Genomic DNA, 18557 nt, shown 5'->3' with positions numbered 1-18557 from the left:
GACGCACACGGGCTCAGCGGGCGGCGGCCCTGCGGACCAACTCGTCCCAGACCGTGCGCACCTGCGGTTCCAGCGCCTCCAACGGCCCGTCGTTGTCCACGATCAGGTCGGCGACGGCCCGGCGCTGGTCGCGGCTGGCCTGTGCGGCCATCCTCGCACGGGCGTCTGACTCCGTCATTCCGCGCAGCGTGACGAGCCGGTCGAGCTGGGTTTCGGCGGAGGCGTCGACGACCACGACCAGGTCGTAGAGAGGGGCGAGCCCGTTCTCCGTGAGGAGCGGGACGTCGTGGACGACGACGGCGTCCTCGGGGGCCGCCCGTTCCCGTTCGGCCGCGCGGGCGCCGACCAGGGGGTGGACGATCGCGTTGAGCGCGGCGAGCCGCCCGGCGTCGGCGAAGACGAGCGCGCCGAGCGCCGGGCGGTCCAGAGCGCCTTCGGCCGTCAGTACACCCGGCCCGAACTCCTCGACGACGGCCGCGAGTCCGGGCGTACCGGGCTCGACGACCTCACGGGCGATCCGGTCGGAGTCGATCAGCACGGCACCGTACTTCACGAGCAGCCGCGACACTTCGCTCTTGCCGGCTCCGATGCCGCCGGTCAGGCCCACTTTCAGCATGGGCCGCAGCCTACGGGCCGGGCGGGGGCGCTCAGCCCTCGCCCTCCCGCTCGGCGAGGAAGCGCTCGAACTCGCGGCCGATCTCGTCGGCGGACGGCAGGTCGACCGGTTCGGCGACGAGGTTGCCGCGCGTCTCGGAGCCGGCGACGGCGTCGTACTGGTGCTCCAGGCCCTCGACGAGCGAGACCAGCTCGTCGTCGCCCTGGCCGATCTGCCGGTCGATCTCGGTCTGGGTGCGGTGCGCCTCGGTGCGCAGGGAGTGCGCGAGCGCGGGCAGCACGAGACCCGTCGCGGCGGTGATCGCCTCCAGCGCGGTCAGCGCCGCGTCCGGGTAGGAGGACCTGGCGACGTAGTGCGGGACGTGGGTGGCGACCCCGAGGACGTCGTGGCCCGCCTCCATCAGCCGGTACTCGACGAGGGCTTCGGCCGAACCGGGCACCTGGGCCTCGTCGAAGGGGCTGCGGTGGCCCGGCATCAGGTCGGTGCGGTTGCCGTGCGGCGTGATGCCGACGGGGCGGGTGTGCGGAACGCCCATCGGGATGCCGTGGAAGTTCACCGCGAGCCGGACGCCGAGGCGCTCGACGATCTGCTCGACGGCGGCGGCGAACCGCTCCCACTCCACGTCCGGCTCCGGGCCCGACAGCAGCAAGAAGGGCGCTCCGGTGGCGTCCTGGACCACCCGCACCTCCAGGGTCGGAGCCTCGAAGGACGTCCAGCGGTCGCGCCGGAAGGTGAGCAGGGGGCGCCGTGCGCGGTAGTCGACGAGCCGGTCGTGGTCGAAGCGCGCGACGACCTGGTGCGGCAGCGTTTCGAGCAGGCCGTCGACGATCTGCTCGCCGGTCTCGCCCGCGTCGATGTAGCCGTCGAAGTGGTAGAGCATGACCAGGCCGGCCGACTCCTGCGCCAGGGCCATGTCGACGACGGCCAGGCCCTTCGGCTCCCATTCGTACAAACTCTGCGGTTCAGGCACGGTTACCGCTCCTCCTCGTGTTCCTAGAGAAGAACACGGAGGGCGGCACACGCATTCCCCGCGCCCGGACCTTTCCCCGGCGAGGACGGTTCACGGCGTGTCAGTTGCCGGTCCCGCAGGAGCGGTTCGACCTCGTCGGCATCACCCGTCGATCCTGGTCCAGACCTTGACGCGCCCCGCCGCCATCCCTACCGTCACTGGGCAACACGTTCAGAGACTCGCCCCATGTTCAGGTACGAGAACTCACGGCTGCGAGAACCCACAGCCACGAGGACCGACAGCCGCGAGGACCGACAGCCGCGAGGACCGCACCCCTGCGAGACCGCGCACGGACATGACCGCACGAGAACACCTGGACTCCTCCGACGGGAAGGCACCCCCCATGCGCACCCGCTCCCCCCTCACCGCTCTGCTCGCCGCCGCCCTGGCCGCCGGTGGTCTCACCCTGGCCGGCGCCGGGCCCGCGAACGCCGCGGTCATCGACGTCAGCACCGCGGCCCAGCTCAAGTCGGCACTCACCGCCGTCTCCCCCGGTGACACGATCCGGCTCGCCGACGGCACGTACACCGGGAACTTCAAGGCCACCCGGCCAGGTACCTCCGGGGCGCGGATCACCCTCACCGGCTCCAGCAGGGCGGTCCTGACCGCCGGCGGCGGCTACGGGCTGCACCTGAACGGCGCCTCGTACTGGACCGTCCAGGGCGTCACGGTCAAGGGCGGCCAGAAGGGCATCATGACCGACGCGGCGAACGGCGTCGTCATCGACTCGGTGACGGTGCACGACCTCGACATGGAAGGCGTCCACTTCCGCAATTCCAGCAAGGACGGCGTTCTGAAGAACTCCCGGATCCACGACACCGGGCAGAACGGACGCGGCATGGGCGAGGGCGTGTACGTCGGTTCGGCCGGCGACCTCTCCGACCGCAGCGACAACGCGCAGATCCTGAACAACACCATCGGCCCCGGTGTCGGCGGCGAGAGCATCGACATCAAGGAGGGCACGACCGGCGCGAGGATCATCGGCAACACCTTCGACGGCGACGGGCTGACCGGCGCCAACTACGACGACTCCTGGGTCGACGTGAAGGGCAACAACGTCCTGGTCGAGGGCAACAAGGGTTCGCGCACCACCAACAACGGCTACGAGACCCACACCCAGCAGAGCGGCTGGGGCTGCGGCACCGTCTTCCGCGGCAACGCCTCGAACCTCTCCGGAGCCACCGGCGACAAGCAACTGGCCGTCAACGTCACCAACAACAGCACCCATTGCCGCACCACGGTGTACGCGAGCAACACCGTCACCGGCGGCAAGGGGCTCACGAACATCGCCGTCACCCCGTAGCCGTCCCGCCCCGCCTCCTGAACGCGAGTGAGGCCCGCCCCCCGAAGGGAACGGGCCTCACTTCTACCGCTGTACAGCTACCGCAGCCGATGGGCCGCCGGGGTCAGAGCGTCAGCTCTGGCCGCCCGCGAGCTTCTCGCGCAGCGCGGCAAGGGCCTCGTCCGACGCCAGGGCGCCGGAGTTGTCCGCCGACTCCGAGGAGTAGGAGCCGCCGCCACCGCCACCGCTGGCACCGGAGGCGGCCGGAGCAGCGCCGGCCGGGGCAGCAGCGCCCTCGGCCGCAGCAGCCTCGTCGGCCTCGCGGGACTTGATGACCTGGGCCTGGTGCTGCTCGAAGCGCGTCTGCGCCTCGGCGTACTGGGTCTCCCAGACCTCGCGCTGCGCCTCGAAGCCCTCGAGCCAGTCGTTGGTCTCGGGGTCGAAGCCCTCGGGGTAGATGTAGTTGCCCTGGTCGTCGTACGACGCGGCCATGCCGTACAGCGTCGGGTCGAACTCGACCGAGGCCGGGTCTCCACCGAAGGACTCGTTGGCCTGCTTCAGCGAGAGGCTGATGCGACGACGCTCGAGGTCGATGTCGATGACCTTGACGAAGATCTCGTCGTTGACCTGGACGACCTGCTCCGGGATCTCCACGTGGCGCTCGGCCAGCTCGGAGATGTGGACCAGGCCCTCGATGCCCTCGTCGACGCGGACGAACGCACCGAAGGGAACGAGCTTGGTGACCTTACCCGGGACGACCTGACCGATCTGGTGCGTCCGGGCGAACTGCTGCCACGGGTCTTCCTGCGTCGCCTTGAGCGACAGGGAGACGCGCTCGCGGTCCATGTCGACGTCGAGAACCTCGACGGTGACTTCCTGGCCGACCTCGACAACCTCGGAGGGGTGGTCGATGTGCTTCCAGGACAGCTCGGAGACGTGCACGAGACCGTCGACGCCACCCAGGTCCACGAAGGCACCGAAGTTGACGATCGAGGAGACGACGCCGGAGCGGACCTGACCCTTCTGCAGGGTCGTGAGGAACGTCTGGCGAACCTCGGACTGCGTCTGCTCGAGCCAGGCACGGCGGGACAGGACCACGTTGTTGCGGTTCTTGTCCAGCTCGATGATCTTGGCCTCGAGCTCCTTGCCCACGTAGGGCTGGAGGTCGCGGACGCGACGCATCTCGACGAGCGACGCCGGCAGGAAGCCACGGAGGCCGATGTCGAGGATGAGACCACCCTTGACCACCTCGATGACGGTACCGGTGACGATGCCGTCCTCTTCCTTGATCTTCTCGATGGTGCCCCAAGCACGCTCGTACTGAGCGCGCTTCTTCGAGAGAATCAGGCGGCCTTCCTTGTCCTCCTTCTGGAGAACCAGGGCCTCGATCTCGTCGCCGACCTTGACGACCTCGTTCGGGTCGACGTCGTGCTTGATCGAGAGCTCGCGGCTCGGGATGACACCTTCGGTCTTGTAACCGATGTCGAGGAGGACCTCGTCCCGGTCAACCTTGACGATGACGCCATCAACGATGTCGCCGTCGTTGAAGTACTTGATCGTCTCGTCGATCGCCGCGAGGAACGCGTCCGCGTCGCCGATGTCGTTGACCGCAACCTGCGGCGTGGTGGTGGTCTCGGTGCTGCTCGTCATGTGGGAAAGGGCTCCGGTACGGACAGAGAGTCGTAGGTACTGCTACGCCGAAAGCCCGTATCGCCTCTGCAGAAGCCGGACAGCCTGGAAAGCACGCAATCCGTTTCCGGAGAGACGCTCTCGACAACCGAGGGGACATGCAACAGACGCGAGCGCGGCCTGCTAGGTCTGAGGCGCGCAGGCTCGCAGCGCAACTTGTAGCATACGGGGGCAGCCGGACAGGGTCAATGCGCGAAGGCGCACACCCGGGGCACATCGCCCCAATTCCGGCACAACTCGTGTTCCCCGAGGCCACATCGGCCCGAGAACACACCGGCACGGCGGTACGGACGCGCGTCCGTACCCCCGGGGTACGCCCCCTGGTACGTACCGCGCGCGGCGGGTGAAGGCAAACTACAACGACGGGCACGATGAGCCAAGAGATCCACGGGACCTACTCCGCAGAACCCGCAGCGCCCCCGGAGCCTGAAGCCACGCGCCGTGCGGCGGACGATACGGAGAGCAGCCGGGCCAGCCGAGGCTGGTGGGACCGGAACGCCGACGAGTACCAGAGCGATCACGGCGGCTTCCTGGGGGACGACCGCTTCGTCTGGGGTCCGGAGGGGCTGGACGAGGCGGACGCCGCCCTGCTCGGGCCCGCCGCCTCCTTGAAGGGCCTCGACGTCCTGGAGATCGGCGCCGGGGCCGCCCAGTGCTCGCGCTGGCTGGCCGGGCAGGGCGCCCGCCCGGTCGCGCTCGACCTCTCCCACCGGCAGCTCCAGCACGCCCTGCGGATCGGCGGGGACGTCCCCCTGGTCGAGGCCGACGCGGGCCGGCTCCCGTTCCGGGACGGCTCCTTCGACCTGGCCTGCTCCGCGTACGGGGCGGTGCCGTTCGTCGCCGACCCCGTGCGGGTCTTCCGCGAGGTCCACCGGGTACTGCGGCCCGGCGGGCGCTGGGTGTTCTCCGTGACGCACCCGGTCCGCTGGGCGTTCCCGGACGAGCCCGGGCCCGAGGGGCTGTCCGTCGCCGCCTCCTACTTCGACCGCGTCCCCTACGTGGAGCAGGACGAGGACGGCGACGCCGTCTATGTGGAGCACCACCGCACACTGGGCGACCGGGTCCGGGACGTGGTGGCGGGCGGCTTCCGGCTGGTCGACCTGGTCGAGCCGGAATGGCCCGCCTGGAACAACCAGGAGTGGGGCGGCTGGTCCCCGCTGCGCGGCAACCTGATCCCTGGCACGGCGATCTTCGTCTGCGAGCGGGGCTGAGCCGCTGACCGGCCGGGGTGCGCGGAACCTGGGGACGCTCCCGTACGACACTGGGGGCGTGATCCGCACCGAAGCCCTGGACCGACTGCCCGTCCGCACCGCCGTGCCCGCCCTGCGGCGCGCGCTCGACGACCGGGGCGTCGCCGTCCTGTGCGCCCCGCCCGGCACCGGCAAGACGACGCTCGTCCCGCTGGTGCTGGCCGGGCTGACCGGCGAGGGCCCGGTGCGCCGGGTCGTGGTCGCCGAGCCGCGCCGGATCGCCGCGCGGGCGGCGGCGCGGCGGATGGCCTGGCTGCTGGGCGAGCGGCCGGGCGAGCGGGTCGGCTTCACGGTGCGCGGGGAGCGCGTGGTGGGGCGGGACACGGTGGTGGAGGTCGTGACCACCGGGGTGCTGCTCCAGCGGCTCCAGCGGGACCAGGAGCTGGCCGGGGTGGACGTGGTGATCATCGACGAGTGCCACGAGCGGCACCTGGACGCCGACACGGTCGCCGCGTTCCTCCTGGACGTACGGGAGGTGATCCGGCCCGATCTGCGGCTGGTGGCGGCGTCCGCGACGACGGACGCGGAGGGCTGGGCGCGGCTGCTCGGCGACGCCCCGGTGATCGAGGCGCGGGGGGTCTCGCATCCGGTGGAGGTCCTCTGGGCGCCGCCCGCCCGTCCGGTGAAGCCGCCGCACGGGATGAGGGTGGACCCCGCCCTGCTGACGCATGTGGCGGCGACCGTGCGGCGGGCGCTCGCCGAGCGGGAGGGGGATGTGCTCTGCTTCCTGCCCGGCGTCGGGGAGATCGGGCGGGTGGCCGGGCAGCTCGCGGGCGTGGACGCGGAGGTGCTCCAGGTGCACGGGCGGGCTCCGGCCGCCGTGCAGGACGCGGTGCTCGCCGGGTCCTCCGGGGGGCGGCGGGTGGTCCTGGCGACCTCGGTGGCGGAGTCGTCGCTGACGGTGCCGGGCGTGCGGGTCGTCGTCGATTCGGGTCTCGCCCGGGAACCCCGTACCGACCACGCCCGGGGGCTGAGCGCCCTGAGCACCGTACGGGCCTCCCGGGCGGCCGGGCGGCAGCGTGCCGGGCGGGCCGGGCGGGAGGCTCCGGGGGCGGTGTACCGGTGCTGGGACCAGGCCGAGGACGGGCGGCTCGCGCGCTTCCCCTCGCCCGAGATCAAGGTCGCCGACCTGGCAGCCTTCGCGCTCCAGGCGGCGTGCTGGGGCGATCCGGACGCCTCCTCGCTCGCCCTGCTGGACCCGCCGCCCGCCGGGGCGATGGGCGCCGCCCGGGAGGTGCTGGAGGCCATCGGCGCGGTGGACGGCGCGGGCCGGGTCACCGAGCGCGGCGCCCGGATGTCGCGGCTGGGGCTGCACCCCCGGCTGGCGCGGGCCTTGCTGGACGGCGCGCGGGAGGTCGGGGCGCGGCGGGCCGCGGAGGTGGTGGCGCTGCTGAGCGAGGAGCCGCCGAGGGAGTACGGGGACGATCTCGCGGCGGCGCTGCGGTCCGCCCGCCGGGGCCAGGACGGGTACGCGGCGCGCTGGAAGCAGGAGGTGCGCCGGCTGTCGGGCCAGGTGGACGGCGCCGGCTCCGGCGGGGTCCGGGGCGACGACGCCGTCGTCGGCCTCGTAGCCGCGCTGGCGTTTCCGGAGCGGGTGGCGCGGGCCCGGGGCGACGGGGCCTTCCTGATGGCGTCGGGCACGGGCGCGGAGCTGCGGGAGACCTCACGGCTGCGCAGCGCGCCCTGGCTGGCCGTGGCGGTCGCGGACCGGCCCTCCCACGCGGCGTCGGCGCGGGTGCGGCTGGCGGCGGTGGTCGACGAGCCCACCGCGCTGCTGGCCGCCGGGCATCTGCGGGTGCGGGGCGAGGAGGTCCGGTGGGTGGACGGCGAGGTGGTGGCCCGGTCGGTGGACCGGCTGGGGGCGGTGGAGCTGGCGGTACGGCCTCTGAAGCAGCCCGATCCGGAATTGGTGCGCGGGGCCCTGGTCGAGGGGCTGCGGCGGGAGGGGCTCGGGCTGCTGCGGTGGACCCGGGACGGTGAGCAGTTCCGGCTGCGCCTGGCGTTCCTGCACCGGGTGCTGGGCGCTCCGTGGCCGGACGTTTCGGACGAGGCGCTGCTCGCGGAGACGGGGGCGTGGCTGGAGCCGGAGCTGTCGCGGGCCCGGCGGCGCTCGGACCTGGGCCGGATCGACGCGGGCCAGGCGTTGCGGCGGCTGCTGCCCTGGGCGAGCGGGGAGGCCGCCCGGCTGGACGAGCTGGCGCCGGAGCGGATCGAGGTGCCGAGCGGCTCCCGTATCAGGGTCGAGTACGGCGGCGAGCAGCCCGTCCTGGCGGTGAAGCTCCAGGAGTTGTTCGGGCTGGCCGAGTCGCCCCGGGTGGCCGGGGTGCCGGTCCTGGTGCACCTGCTCTCCCCCGCCGGGCGGCCCGCGGCCGTCACGGCGGACCTGGCGTCGTTCTGGCGGGAGGGCTACAAGGCGGTGCGGGCGGAGCTGCGTGGCCGCTACCCGAAGCATCCGTGGCCGGAGGACCCCGCGACCGTACCGGCGACGCGGTTCACCTCGGCGCGGTTCAAGCGGTCGTAGGACTCCCGGCCCGCCGGGACCGCGCCTCCAGCCAGAGGGCGAGCGCGAGCAGTCCGATGCCGAGGCCGAGGAAGCCCCAGGGCAGGTACGAGGTGAGGAGGAGGACCAGGACGCGCTGGGACTTCACCAGGTCGACGGTGTCCGCGATGTAGTCCTCGCGCATCTTCACATGGCCGGAGAACGCGGTGACGGTGTCCTCGGACATGCCCATCTTCCTGGCGTCGCGCAGCTCCTCCGTATGGATCTCCTCGCCGTTGACGGGGGCTCCGGTGACGGGGTCGACCCAGAACATGCGCTTCGTGGTGTACCAGCGGGTCATGCCGGTCTGCGCGATCTGTTCGGCGGTGATGCCCTCGATGGGCATCTTCTTGGGCATCGGGACCTTGGTCCAGGGGATGGTCTGCTCGAAGTAGTAGACCTCCAGACCGCGGAAGGTCCGGGTGCCCTTGTAGTGGATGGGGGCGGTGGTGCGGCTCTGGGCGTCGAAGTACTCGTAGTCCCGCTTCTCGGTGAGGAAGGGCCACTTGTACTCGATGCCCTCGCGCCGGACCGGGTCGCCGTCGACCATCTCGCCGGTGGCGTTGACGGGGGCCTGGCTGTGGGCGTCGAAGATGTAGCGCTCGGGGATCTCGGAGACCATCTTGCCGTCGGGGCCCTGGATGTAGGAGAGCGCGTCCCAGACGACGACGTCGCGTCCGGCGCTGCGTTCGATCTTCTCGGACTCCTCCACGTTGCCCTTGAGCGTCTGGACGATGGTGACCTTCTCGACCTTTTTTGCCTTGAGGGTGGTGTAGTCGAGGAGGGTCGCGGGGGACGCCTCCAGGACGACTTCCTGGTACTGGTTCGGCGGGACCTTGGCCAGGCGCGGGAAGGCGTACCAGCGCAGCAGGGGTGACAGGGCGGCGAAGAACACGGCGAAGGCCAGGAGTACGAGACCGGCTCGGCGGCGCATGGTGGTGACCTCTCCCTCTGCGGCGGCTATCTCTTCGGTCCCGGGACGGTGGTCAGCAGGGGTTTCGGCGAGGTATCCCCGGCCGGGGAGCCGACGGCGGAGATGGTGAACACGAGCACGAGGGCGGCGGCCAGTCCGATGGCGGCGGCGACGAGGGCACGCATGCTCGGCCTCCCGGGGCGGTGATCCGGTGACGGCGGCCTGATGGGTCGCCGGCGACCTGATGGGGCGTCAGGGCTGGGGCACCGTAGCAACCGGGGCGCGAGATGAGAACAGAGCGGACAGCCCCTCGGCCGGATGGCCGAGGGGCTGTGCGGTGGCTGTGCGGCGCGGCGGGTGCCGCGGGGTCAGGCTTCGGGGGTTGCCGTCTCCTTCGGAGCCGCCTCCTCGGGGACCGTCCCCTCGGGGGCGGTCTCCTCCCGGGCGGTCTCCTCCCGGGCGGTCTCCTCCGGGGCGGTCTCCTCGGGCGCCGTCGCCTCCGGGGCCCGGACGGTGAGTTCGATGACGACCGAGGCGCCGCCCTCGGTGGTGAGGCGCAGTTTGAAGGTGCCCTCGGTACCGTCCGCGAAGATCTCCGGGAGCCGGAGCACACCCGCGGCGTCCGTCGTCAGAGTGGTCAGGGTCCGCACCGGCTTGCCGGCCGCGTCCTTGAAGTACGGGCCCTTGTCGTTGTCGAAAAGCCCCAGGGGGTCCTTGACCATGGTGGCGGTGACGGCCACTCCGGCCGCCGCGGCGTCCTTGTACGTGGCCTTGACGGTGACGGCGTCCGCGAACTTCTCGCCGGGTGCGGCGACGAGCGCCTTCTCGTCGGTCCGGGCGATCGCGTCGGCCTGGCGGGCGGTGACGGTCGCCGCGTAGGTCAGGGTGCGCGGCCTGCCGGTGCCCGCGACGGCGGTCACCGTGAACTCCCCGGCCTTCTCGCCGGCCCTGAGCTCCGGCGCGGTGGCGGTGCCGTTCGCCCCGGTCCGCACCGTGACGGTCTTCTTGCCGACGGCGAAGAGCGTGCCGGTGTTCCCGGTGACGGTGAACGTGACGGGCACCTTGCCGAGCGGAGCGCCGAGCGCGTTGCGGGCGAGGACGGTGACCCGCTCGTCGAACGCCTGGCCCGCGGTGGCGCGCAGCGGGCCGGTGCCCGCGTTCTCCAGGGAGCCGAAGGTCTCGGCCGGCGTCGGCTCGGAGGTGGGCGGCTTCGGCGGCTTCGGCGTCGGGCTGGTGGAGCCGTCGCCGGGCTTCGAGGGGCCCGGGCTCGGCTTCCCGCCCGGCTTGTCCGGGGAGGGCTTCGGGCCCGGGGTGGCGCTCGGACCGGGACTGGTGCTCGGGCCCGGGTTCGGGGAGGGGGTGCTCGGAGTGGTGGGCAGCGTTCCGGTGCCGTCGGGGATCTCGTGCGTACCGCGCTGGTAGTACGAGAACCAGGAGCGGACCGTGCGCAGGTACTCGTTCGACCGGTTGTAGCTCAGCACGGCCTTGTCGAGGTCGGCGGCGATGGCCAGATCCCGGTCGTTGGCGCAGAGGTAGCGGCCGGCGGCGAGCGCCGCGTCGAAGATGTTGTTGGGGTCCTTGCGGCCGTCACTGTTCGCGTCCTGGCCCCAGGAGGCCCAGGTCGACGGGATGAACTGCATCGGGCCGACCGCGCGGTCGTGGACCGCGTCGCCGTCGTACGCCCCGCCGTCGGTGTCCTTGATCAGGGCGAAGCCCTGGCCGTTGAGGGCCGGGCCGAGGATCGGGGGGCTGGCGGTGCCGTTGGCGTCGACGCGACCGCCGCGGGCCTGGCCGGACTCGACCTTGCCGATGGCCGCGAGGAGCTGCCAGGGCAGCCGGCAGGCGGGGTCGGTCGTCCGGACGGTCTGCTCGGCCTGCTTGTACGCGGCCAGGACCGACGCCGGAATGCCGGCTTCCGCGCTCCCGGTCGCCGGGAGATTGCTGGAGGCCCCGGGCTTGTTGGGTGTGACCAGGGGCGGAAGGTCCGTGTAGTAGGGCGAGTTGCCGGTCGCGGCGCCGTCGTCCTCGGTGCTCGCGGTGTCCTCGCCGGCCGCCTTCGGGTCACCGCCGCCGGCGGGTCCGTCGGCCAGGGTCGCCGCGGGCGCCTGCGAGGCCGCGAGTGCCGCCACGGCGGCCGCCGCCACCGCGGTGGTCGTGGCCCCCTTGCGCAGACGTCGGCGAATGTGCGCTGCCATACGTTCCGGTCCCTCCCCCTCGAAGGCTGCTCGCGCTCCCCAGCGCAAGGACTCCAGCGACCCTACGGCAACTTGTGTCGGCCGAGCACCGAGCCCTGACCGCTTCTTACTGTTTTTTCACGTTCGCGGGCGCATGTTGTCCTGTCGGCCACGGAAGGGTGCCCGAACGGTCCCGCATACTTGCCGCCATGCCGTTCACGCTCAGTCATGCCGCCGCCGTGCTCCCGGCGATCCGCCGGAACGGGACGGCCCGGTGGCCGCTGTTCCCCTCCGCTCTCGTCGCCGGTTCGTTCGCGCCCGACATCACCTACTTCGCGGACACGGTGATCCCCGGGGCGATGGAGTTCGGGTCGTTCACGCACACCTTCCTCGGGGTCGTCACGGTGAACGTGGTCATCGCGGCGGCGCTGGTGACGGTGTGGGTCCTGCTGCGGGAGCCGTTGGTCGCGCTGTTGCCGGTACGCGTACGGGGCCGCGTCCACGCCTTCGTCCGGGGGCAGCGGTGGACGCGGGCCTCCTTCGGCCCTTCCGCCTGGCTGTGGTTCGCCGTCTCCGGTGGGCTGGGCGCGGCCACGCATGTGGTGTGGGACGCGTTCACGCACCACAGCCGGTGGGGGACGGAGCTGGTGCCGGTGCTCAGCCGCAGTGTCGGCGGCTTCCCGGTGTACCAGTTCGTGCAGTACGGCAGTTCGGCCCTGGCCCTCGTGGTCATCGGCTGGTTCGCCGTCACCGGGCTCCGGCTGGCCCCGAAGGCCCCCGCGCCCGAGGAGGTGCCGGTGCTCGGCCACCGGGAGAGGTGGGGCGCTCTCGGCCTGCTGGGCCTGTGCGTGCTGCTCGGCGCCGTCCACCGGTGCGTCCGCTGGTACGACCGCTTCGGCCGGGTGGAGAGCCCGCTCGACATCATCCCCACGGCCTGCTTCGGCGCGGGCGCCGGGCTGGCGGCCGGGCTGCTGCTGTACGGGGTGTGGATGCGGCTCCCGGGCAGGCGGCGGGGGACGCCGGTAACGGTGGGGACGCCGGTAGCGGAGGGGACCCGTACGGGAGCGCCGGCCGGCCGGGGGTAGGACCGGGCGGAAGGCCCGGGCCCGGAACCGCGGCGCGGTCCGGGCCCGGCCTCTGTCGGCGGCTCAGTGCGCGGCCGACTCCCAGTCCTTGCCGACGCCGACCGACACGTCGAGCGGGGCGCGCAGCTCGACCGCGTGGGCCATCTCGTGGCGCAGGATCTCCTCCACCCGCTTCCGCTCGCCCTTCGCGATCTCCAGGACGATTTCGTCGTGGACCTGGAGCAGCATCCGCGAGGTCAGCCCGGCCTCGGTGAGCGCCTTGTCCACCCGCAGCATCGCGACCTTCACGATGTCCGCGGCGGTGCCCTGGATCGGGGCGTTGAGCGCCATCCGCTCGGCGGCCTCGCGGCGCTGGCGGTTGTCGCTGTTCAGGTCGGGGAGATAGCGGCGCCGGCCGAGGATCGTCTCCGTGTACCCGGTGGCCCTGGCCTCCTCGACGACCCGGTGGAGATAGTCCCGTACCCCGCCGAACCGCTCGAAGTAGGTGTCCATCAGCACCCGGGCCTCTGCGGGGTCGATGTTCAGCTGCTGGGAGAGGCCGAACGCGGAGAGACCGTACGCCAGGCCGTAGGACATGGCCTTGATCTTGCGGCGCATCTCCGCGTCGACCGCGTCCTTCTCGACGCCGAAGACCTGTGAGGCGACCGTGGTGTGGAGGTCCTCGCCGGAGGTGAACGCCTCGATCAGACCGGCGTCCTCGGAGAGATGCGCCATCACCCGCAGCTCGATCTGGCTGTAGTCCGCCGTCATCAGCGTCTCGAAGCCCTCGCCGACGACGAAGCCACGGCGGATCGCCCGGCCCTCGTCCGTGCGGACGGGGATGTTCTGCAGATTGGGGTCGGTGGAGGAGAGCCGGCCGGTCGCCGCCACCGTCTGGTTGAACGTGGTGTGGATCCGGCCGTCGGCGGCGATCGTCTTGACCAGACCCTCGACGGTGACCCGCAGCTTGGCCTGCTCACGGTGGCGCAGCATCAGGACCGGCAGCTCGTGCTCGGTCTGCGCGGCCAGCCAGGCCAGCGCGTCCGCGTCCGTGGTGTATCCCGTCTTGGTCTTCTTCGTCTTCGGCAGGCCCAGCTCACCGAAGAGGATCTCCTGGAGCTGCTTGGGCGATCCGAGGTTGAACTCGCGGCCCACCGCCGCGTGCGCCTCCTTCACGGCCTGCTGCACGGTCCCCGCGAACTGCTGCTCCATCCCCTCCAGATGGGCCCGGTCCGCGGCGATCCCGTGCCGCTCCAGACGGGCCAGGAGGATCGACGTCGGCAGCTCCATGTCGTGCAGCAGCTCCGCCGCGCCCACCTCCTTCAGACGGGTGGTGAACGCGTCGCCCAGGTCGAGCACGGCGCGGGCCTGCGCCATCAGGGCGTCCGCCTCGGCCCGGTCGTCCGCGCCGAAGGCCAGCTGCCCGTCGGAGGCGGCGGCCGGGGCCAGCTCCCGGCCCAGATACTCCACGGCCAGCGCGTCCAGGGCGAAGGAGCGACGGCCCGGCTTCACCAGATACGCGGCGAGCGCGGTGTCCATCGCGACGCCTTCGAGCCGCCAGCCGTGCTCGGGCAGGACCCGCATCACGTTCTTCGCGTTGTGCAGGACCTTCGGCCGGGCCGGGTCCGAGACCCAGGCGGCGAACGCCTGCTCGTCGGCCTCCTCCAGCTGCGTCGGGTCCAGCCAGGCGGCGGCCCCGTCGGCGGCGGCGAGCGCGATCTCCGTGACCGTGCCGGCGCCCAGCGACCAGGTGTCCACCGTCATGACGCCGAGCGGCCGCGCACCGTGCGCCTCCAGCCAGGGGGCGACCTCGCCGGAGCCGAGCACGGTCCCGTCCAGCTCGATCCCGGCGGCGGGCGCGGGCGGCTCGGCCTCCGCCGCGCCCGGGTCGACGGCGAGGAGGCGCTCGCGCAGGCTCGGGTTGCGGATCTCCAGTATGTCCAGGACACCGGTGACCGCAGTACGGTCGTACGGCGCGCGCTCCAGCTCGGCCGGGGCCTTCGGCAGCTCCACGTCCCGGACCATCTCGGTCAGCACCCGGTTCATCTTCACCGCGTCCAGGTGGTCGCGGAAATTCTGCCCGGCCTTGCCCTTGACCTCCTCGGCCCGCTCGACCAGCTCGGCGAAGGAGCCGAACTGGTTGATCCACTTCGCGGCCGTCTTCTCCCCCACCCCGGGAATGCCGGGGAGGTTGTCCGACGGGTCGCCGCGCAGGGCGGCGAAGTCCGGATACTGCTGCGGGGTGAGCCCGTACTTCTCGACGACCTTCTCCGGGGTGAACCGGGTCAGCTCGGAGACTCCCTTGGTGGGGTACAGCACGGTCACGTTCTCCGTGATCAGCTGGAAGGAGTCCCGGTCGCCGGTGACGATCAGCACCTCGAACCCGGCCGCCTCGGCCTGCGTCGCCAACGTCGCGATGACGTCGTCCGCCTCGAAACCGTCCACCGCGAACCGGTCCGCGTGCATCGCGTCCAGCAGCTCGCCGATCAGCTCGACCTGCCCCTTGAACTCGTCGGGGGTCTTGGAGCGGTTCGCCTTGTACTCCGGGAACTCCTGCGCACGCCAGGTCTTGCGGGACACGTCGAACGCCACCGCGAAGTGCGTGGGCGCCTCATCACGCAGGGTGTTCGCCAGCATCGACATGAAGCCGTACACGGCATTCGTCGGCTGCCCCACCGCCGTCGTGAAATTCTCCGCGGGCAGGGCGAAGAACGCCCGGTACGCCAGGGAGTGCCCGTCCATGAGGAGCAGGCGCGGTCGGTTGTCTGCCGTCTTCTTCGATGCCGTCTCAGCCACGCCCCCGATCCTGCCACGGCCCACTGACAATCCGGACCGGCACGACATCCGGGGGCCGTGACAGGATCGACGGTGAGGACGTACGGAGGACGTACGGACGGGGAAGAAGCGCTCGAAGGGGAGCAGCATCATGGCCACCAAGCCGCCGACCGGTGACCCGGTCCAGGACGCCCCGAGGGTCGAGCCGGCCCCGCACGCCGCCGCGGGCCTGCCCGCCGTCGCCCACTCCCTGCGCATGGCCCAGCAGCAGATGGGCGTGCGCCGCACCGCGCAGACCCTCCTCAAGGTCAACCAGAAGGACGGCTTCGACTGCCCCGGCTGCGCCTGGCCCGAGGGCGACAAGCGGCACACCGCCGAATTCTGCGAGAACGGTGCCAAGGCCGTCGCCGAGGAGGCGACCCTGCGCCGCGTCACCCCCGCCTTCTTCGCCGCCCACCCGCTGGCCGACCTCGCCGAACGCAGCGGCTACTGGCTCGGCCAGCAGGGCAGGATCACCCAGCCGGTGTACCTCCCCGAGGGCGCCGACCGGTACGAGGCGGTCACCTGGGAGCGGGCCTTCGCGATCATCGCCGAGGAGCTGACCGCCCTCGGCTCCCCCGACGAGGCCCTCTTCTACACCTCGGGACGCACGAGCAACGAGGCCGCGTTCCTGCTCCAGCTCTTCGCCCGCGAGTTCGGCACCAACAACCTCCCCGACTGCTCCAACATGTGCCACGAGTCGTCCGGCTCGGCGCTCACCGAGACCATCGGCGTCGGCAAGGGCAGCGTCTCGCTGGAGGACCTGCACCAGGCCGACCTGATCATCGTCGCCGGACAGAACCCCGGCACGAACCACCCCAGGATGCTCTCCGCCCTGGAGAAGGCGAAGACCGCCGGGGCGAAGATCATCTCGGTGAACCCGCTGCCCGAAGCCGGCATGGAGCGGTTCAAGAACCCCCAGACCCCGCAGGGCATGATCCGGGGCACCGCCCTCAACGACCTCTTCCTCCAGATCCGCATCGGCGGCGACCAGGCCCTCTTCCGCCTCCTCAACAAGCTGATCCTCGCCGCCGACGGCGCCGTCGACACCGCGTTCGTCACCGAACACACCCACGGCTACGAGGAGTTCACCAAGGCCGCCGAAGCGGCCGACTGGGACGAGACCCTCACCGCGACCGGCCTCACCCGCGCCGAGATCGAGCAGGCCCTCGCCCTCGTCCTCGCCTCGAAACGCACCATCGTCTGCTGGGCGATGGGCCTCACCCAGCACAAACACTCCGTGCCCACCATCCGCGAAGTCGTCAACTTCCTTCTCCTGCGCGGAAACATCGGCCGCCCCGGCGCCGGAGTCTGCCCGGTGCGCGGCCACTCCAACGTCCAGGGCGACCGCACCATGGGCATCTTCGAACGGCCCGCACCGGCCTTCCTCGACGCCCTCGACAAGGAGTTCGGCATCACCTCGCCGCGCCACCACGGCCTGGACGTGGTGCGCTCCATCCAGGCCCTGCGCGACGGCGAGGCGAAGGTCTTCTTCGCGATGGGCGGCAACTTCGTCGCGGCCACACCCGACACCACCGTCACCGAGGCCGCGATGCGCCGCGCCCGCCTCACCGTCCACGTCTCGACCAAGCTCAACCGCTCCCACGCCGTGACCGGGACCCGCGCCCTGATCCTGCCCACCCTCGGCCGCACGGACAAGGACGTCCAGTCGAGCGGCAAGCAGTTCGTCACCGTCGAGGACTCCATGGGCCTGGTCCACGCCTCACGCGGCAACCTCGCCCCCGCGAGCCCCCACCTGCTCTCCGAGCCGGCCATCGTCGCCCGCCTCGCCCGCGCCGTCCTCGGCGCCGGCTCCCGTACGGACTGGGAGGCCTTCGAGCGCGACTACGCCACCATCCGCGACCGCATCTCCCGCGTCGTCCCGGGCTTCGAGGACTTCAACACCCGCGTCGCCCGCCCCGGCGGCTTCACCCTCCCCCACGCCCCCCGCGACGAGCGCCGCTTCCCCACCGCCACCGGCCGCGCCAACTTCACCGCCGCCCCCGTCGAGTACCCCGAACTCCCCGACGGCAGGCTCCTGTTGCAGACCCTGCGCTCCCACGACCAGTACAACACCACCATCTACGGCCTCGACGACCGCTACCGGGGCATCAAGGGCGGCCGCCGCATCGTCATGGTCAACCCCGAGGACGCCGCCGCCCTCGGCCTCGCCGACGGCGCGTACACCGACCTCGTCAGCGAGTGGAAGGACGGCGTCGAGCGCCGCGCGGCCGGCTTCCGCGTCGTCCACTACCCCACCGCCCGGGGCTGCGCCGCCGCCTACTACCCGGAGACCAACGTCCTGGTCCCCCTGGACTCCACGGCCGACACCAGCAACACCCCGGCCAGCAAATCGGTCGTCGTCCGCTTCGAGAGCACCCGGACCGACGGAGAAACCGCCACCCTCTAAGCGTTCGCTCAGCCGTCTGATAAGAACAGTGCAGACAGCAACGAACGAGCGCACCGAAACGGAGCCGGACCCATGGGCGAGCACACCGCACCCCTCTTCCCGCAGGAAGTCATCGACGAGTACGCGGCACTCGGCGTCGACCTGCCCGCCCTCTTCTCCGCCGGCCACCTCGGCGAACGCATGGGCGTCACCATCGTCGAGGCCTCCGCCGACCGCGTCGTCGGCACCATGCCCGTCGAGGGCAACACCCAGCCCTACGGGCTCCTGCACGGCGGCGCCTCCGCCGTCCTCGCCGAAACCCTCGGATCCATCGGCTCCATGCTCCACGGCGGAGCCACCAAGCTCGCCGTCGGCGTCGACCTCAACTGCACCCACCACCGGGGCGCCCGCAACGGCCTCGTCACCGGCGTCGCCACCCCCGTACACCAGGGCCGCTCCACCGCCACGTACGAGATCGTCATCACCGACGAACAGGACAAGCGGGTCTGCACCGCACGCCTCACCTGCCTCCTCCGCGACGCCCCCCGCCCCGAAGCCGGCTGACCCCCGTCACCCGTCAACCCCCTTCGCCCCGCACGGCGAACCCACCTGCCCGGCCGGAACCGCACCCCGCGTATTCCGGCCGGGCAGTGCCATATCCCCACCAAAAAAAGACAGTTGGCCAACACACTCGGTCAACTTCCTTGACCACACGGCACGTTCCATGAGCGACTCAGCAGCCACATCAGCCCTGCGGACCTGCCGACCCAAGCGCCGATGTAACACTGCGTAACGTGCAGGCAATGCGGAATCCATCC

At 71.7% G+C, this 18557-nt stretch carries 13 protein-coding genes; 6 read left to right on the top strand and 7 right to left on the bottom strand.

The window, feature by feature from the left end; all coding sequences use genetic code 11:
- Positions 1 to 13: 13 nt before the first annotated feature.
- Both coaE and AB0F29_RS05005 read right to left on the bottom strand, forming a co-directional pair.
- Positions 14 to 616, bottom strand: a complete 603-nt coding sequence (coaE, locus tag AB0F29_RS05010; RefSeq protein WP_018957592.1) for a dephospho-CoA kinase — start codon at positions 614 to 616, stop codon at positions 14 to 16.
- 31 nt (positions 617 to 647) lie between these two features.
- The gene (locus AB0F29_RS05005; RefSeq protein WP_361867509.1) at positions 648 to 1586 is read right to left on the bottom strand and encodes a PAC2 family protein; all 939 of its coding nucleotides are present in this window, start codon (positions 1584 to 1586) and stop codon (positions 648 to 650) included.
- Positions 1587 to 1968: 382 nt separating this feature from the next.
- Here AB0F29_RS05005 and AB0F29_RS05000 point away from each other — a divergent pair, with 382 nt between their 5' ends.
- Complete coding sequence (locus tag AB0F29_RS05000; RefSeq protein WP_361867789.1) at positions 1969 to 2928, top strand: right-handed parallel beta-helix repeat-containing protein; 960 nt, start codon at positions 1969 to 1971, stop codon at positions 2926 to 2928.
- 111 nt (positions 2929 to 3039) lie between these two features.
- Here the strand turns inward: AB0F29_RS05000 and rpsA are convergent, their stop codons facing one another.
- Positions 3040 to 4557 carry a 30S ribosomal protein S1 gene (gene rpsA, locus AB0F29_RS04995; RefSeq protein ID WP_361867507.1) on the bottom strand — a complete coding sequence of 506 codons (1518 nt, stop codon included), beginning with the start codon at positions 4555 to 4557 and terminating at the stop codon, positions 3040 to 3042.
- Positions 4558 to 4967: 410 nt separating this feature from the next.
- Between rpsA and AB0F29_RS04990 the strand changes: the two genes are divergently transcribed.
- Positions 4968 to 5807 carry a class I SAM-dependent methyltransferase gene (locus AB0F29_RS04990; protein ID WP_361867505.1) on the top strand — a complete coding sequence of 280 codons (840 nt, stop codon included), beginning with the start codon at positions 4968 to 4970 and terminating at the stop codon, positions 5805 to 5807.
- A gap of 58 nt (positions 5808 to 5865) precedes the next feature.
- Positions 5866 to 8367, top strand: coding sequence for an ATP-dependent helicase HrpB (hrpB, locus tag AB0F29_RS04985; RefSeq protein WP_361867503.1), 2502 nt, complete (start codon positions 5866 to 5868; stop codon positions 8365 to 8367).
- Here the strand turns inward: hrpB and AB0F29_RS04980 are convergent.
- The 3 genes from AB0F29_RS04980 to AB0F29_RS04970 all read right to left on the bottom strand — a co-directional run bounded on the left by AB0F29_RS04980 (position 8354) and on the right by AB0F29_RS04970 (position 11493).
- Positions 8354 to 9319 carry a DUF3068 domain-containing protein gene (locus AB0F29_RS04980; RefSeq protein WP_361867502.1) on the bottom strand — a complete coding sequence of 322 codons (966 nt, stop codon included), beginning with the start codon at positions 9317 to 9319 and terminating at the stop codon, positions 8354 to 8356. The two genes, hrpB and AB0F29_RS04980, sit on opposite strands and share 14 nt — an antisense overlap.
- 26 nt (positions 9320 to 9345) lie before the next feature.
- On the bottom strand, positions 9346 to 9483 hold the full coding sequence (locus AB0F29_RS04975; RefSeq protein WP_361867500.1) for an SPW_0924 family protein: 138 nt from the start codon (positions 9481 to 9483) through the stop codon (positions 9346 to 9348).
- Between the two features lie 183 nt (positions 9484 to 9666).
- A complete protein-coding gene (locus AB0F29_RS04970) occupies positions 9667 to 11493 on the bottom strand; it encodes a lytic transglycosylase (RefSeq protein ID WP_361867499.1) in 1827 nt (608 codons plus the stop codon).
- A 188-nt stretch (positions 11494 to 11681) separates the two neighbouring features.
- Between AB0F29_RS04970 and AB0F29_RS04965 the strand changes: the two genes are divergently transcribed.
- On the top strand, positions 11682 to 12557 hold the full coding sequence (locus tag AB0F29_RS04965; protein WP_361867498.1) for a DUF4184 family protein: 876 nt from the start codon (positions 11682 to 11684) through the stop codon (positions 12555 to 12557).
- Positions 12558 to 12620: 63 nt separating this feature from the next.
- On the opposite strand, the gene polA is transcribed toward AB0F29_RS04965, so the two are convergent.
- A complete protein-coding gene (gene polA, locus AB0F29_RS04960) occupies positions 12621 to 15332 on the bottom strand; it encodes a DNA polymerase I (protein WP_361867496.1) in 2712 nt (903 codons plus the stop codon).
- A gap of 130 nt (positions 15333 to 15462) precedes the next feature.
- Between polA and AB0F29_RS04955 the strand changes: the two genes are divergently transcribed.
- The gene (locus tag AB0F29_RS04955; RefSeq protein WP_361867494.1) at positions 15463 to 17760 is read left to right on the top strand and encodes an FdhF/YdeP family oxidoreductase; all 2298 of its coding nucleotides are present in this window, start codon (positions 15463 to 15465) and stop codon (positions 17758 to 17760) included.
- 72 nt (positions 17761 to 17832) lie between these two features.
- Positions 17833 to 18303 (top strand): hotdog fold thioesterase, encoded by a 471-nt coding sequence (locus tag AB0F29_RS04950; protein WP_018957580.1) that lies wholly within the window; start codon positions 17833 to 17835, stop codon positions 18301 to 18303.
- The last annotated feature ends 254 nt before the right edge of the window (positions 18304 to 18557 follow it).

This window comes from Streptomyces sp. NPDC026589 (genome assembly GCF_040638385.1).
Classification (GTDB): domain Bacteria; phylum Actinomycetota; class Actinomycetes; order Streptomycetales; family Streptomycetaceae; genus Streptomyces.
The sequence above is the reverse complement of the archived record's forward strand: the minus strand, read 5'-3'. Positions and strand labels throughout refer to the sequence as shown.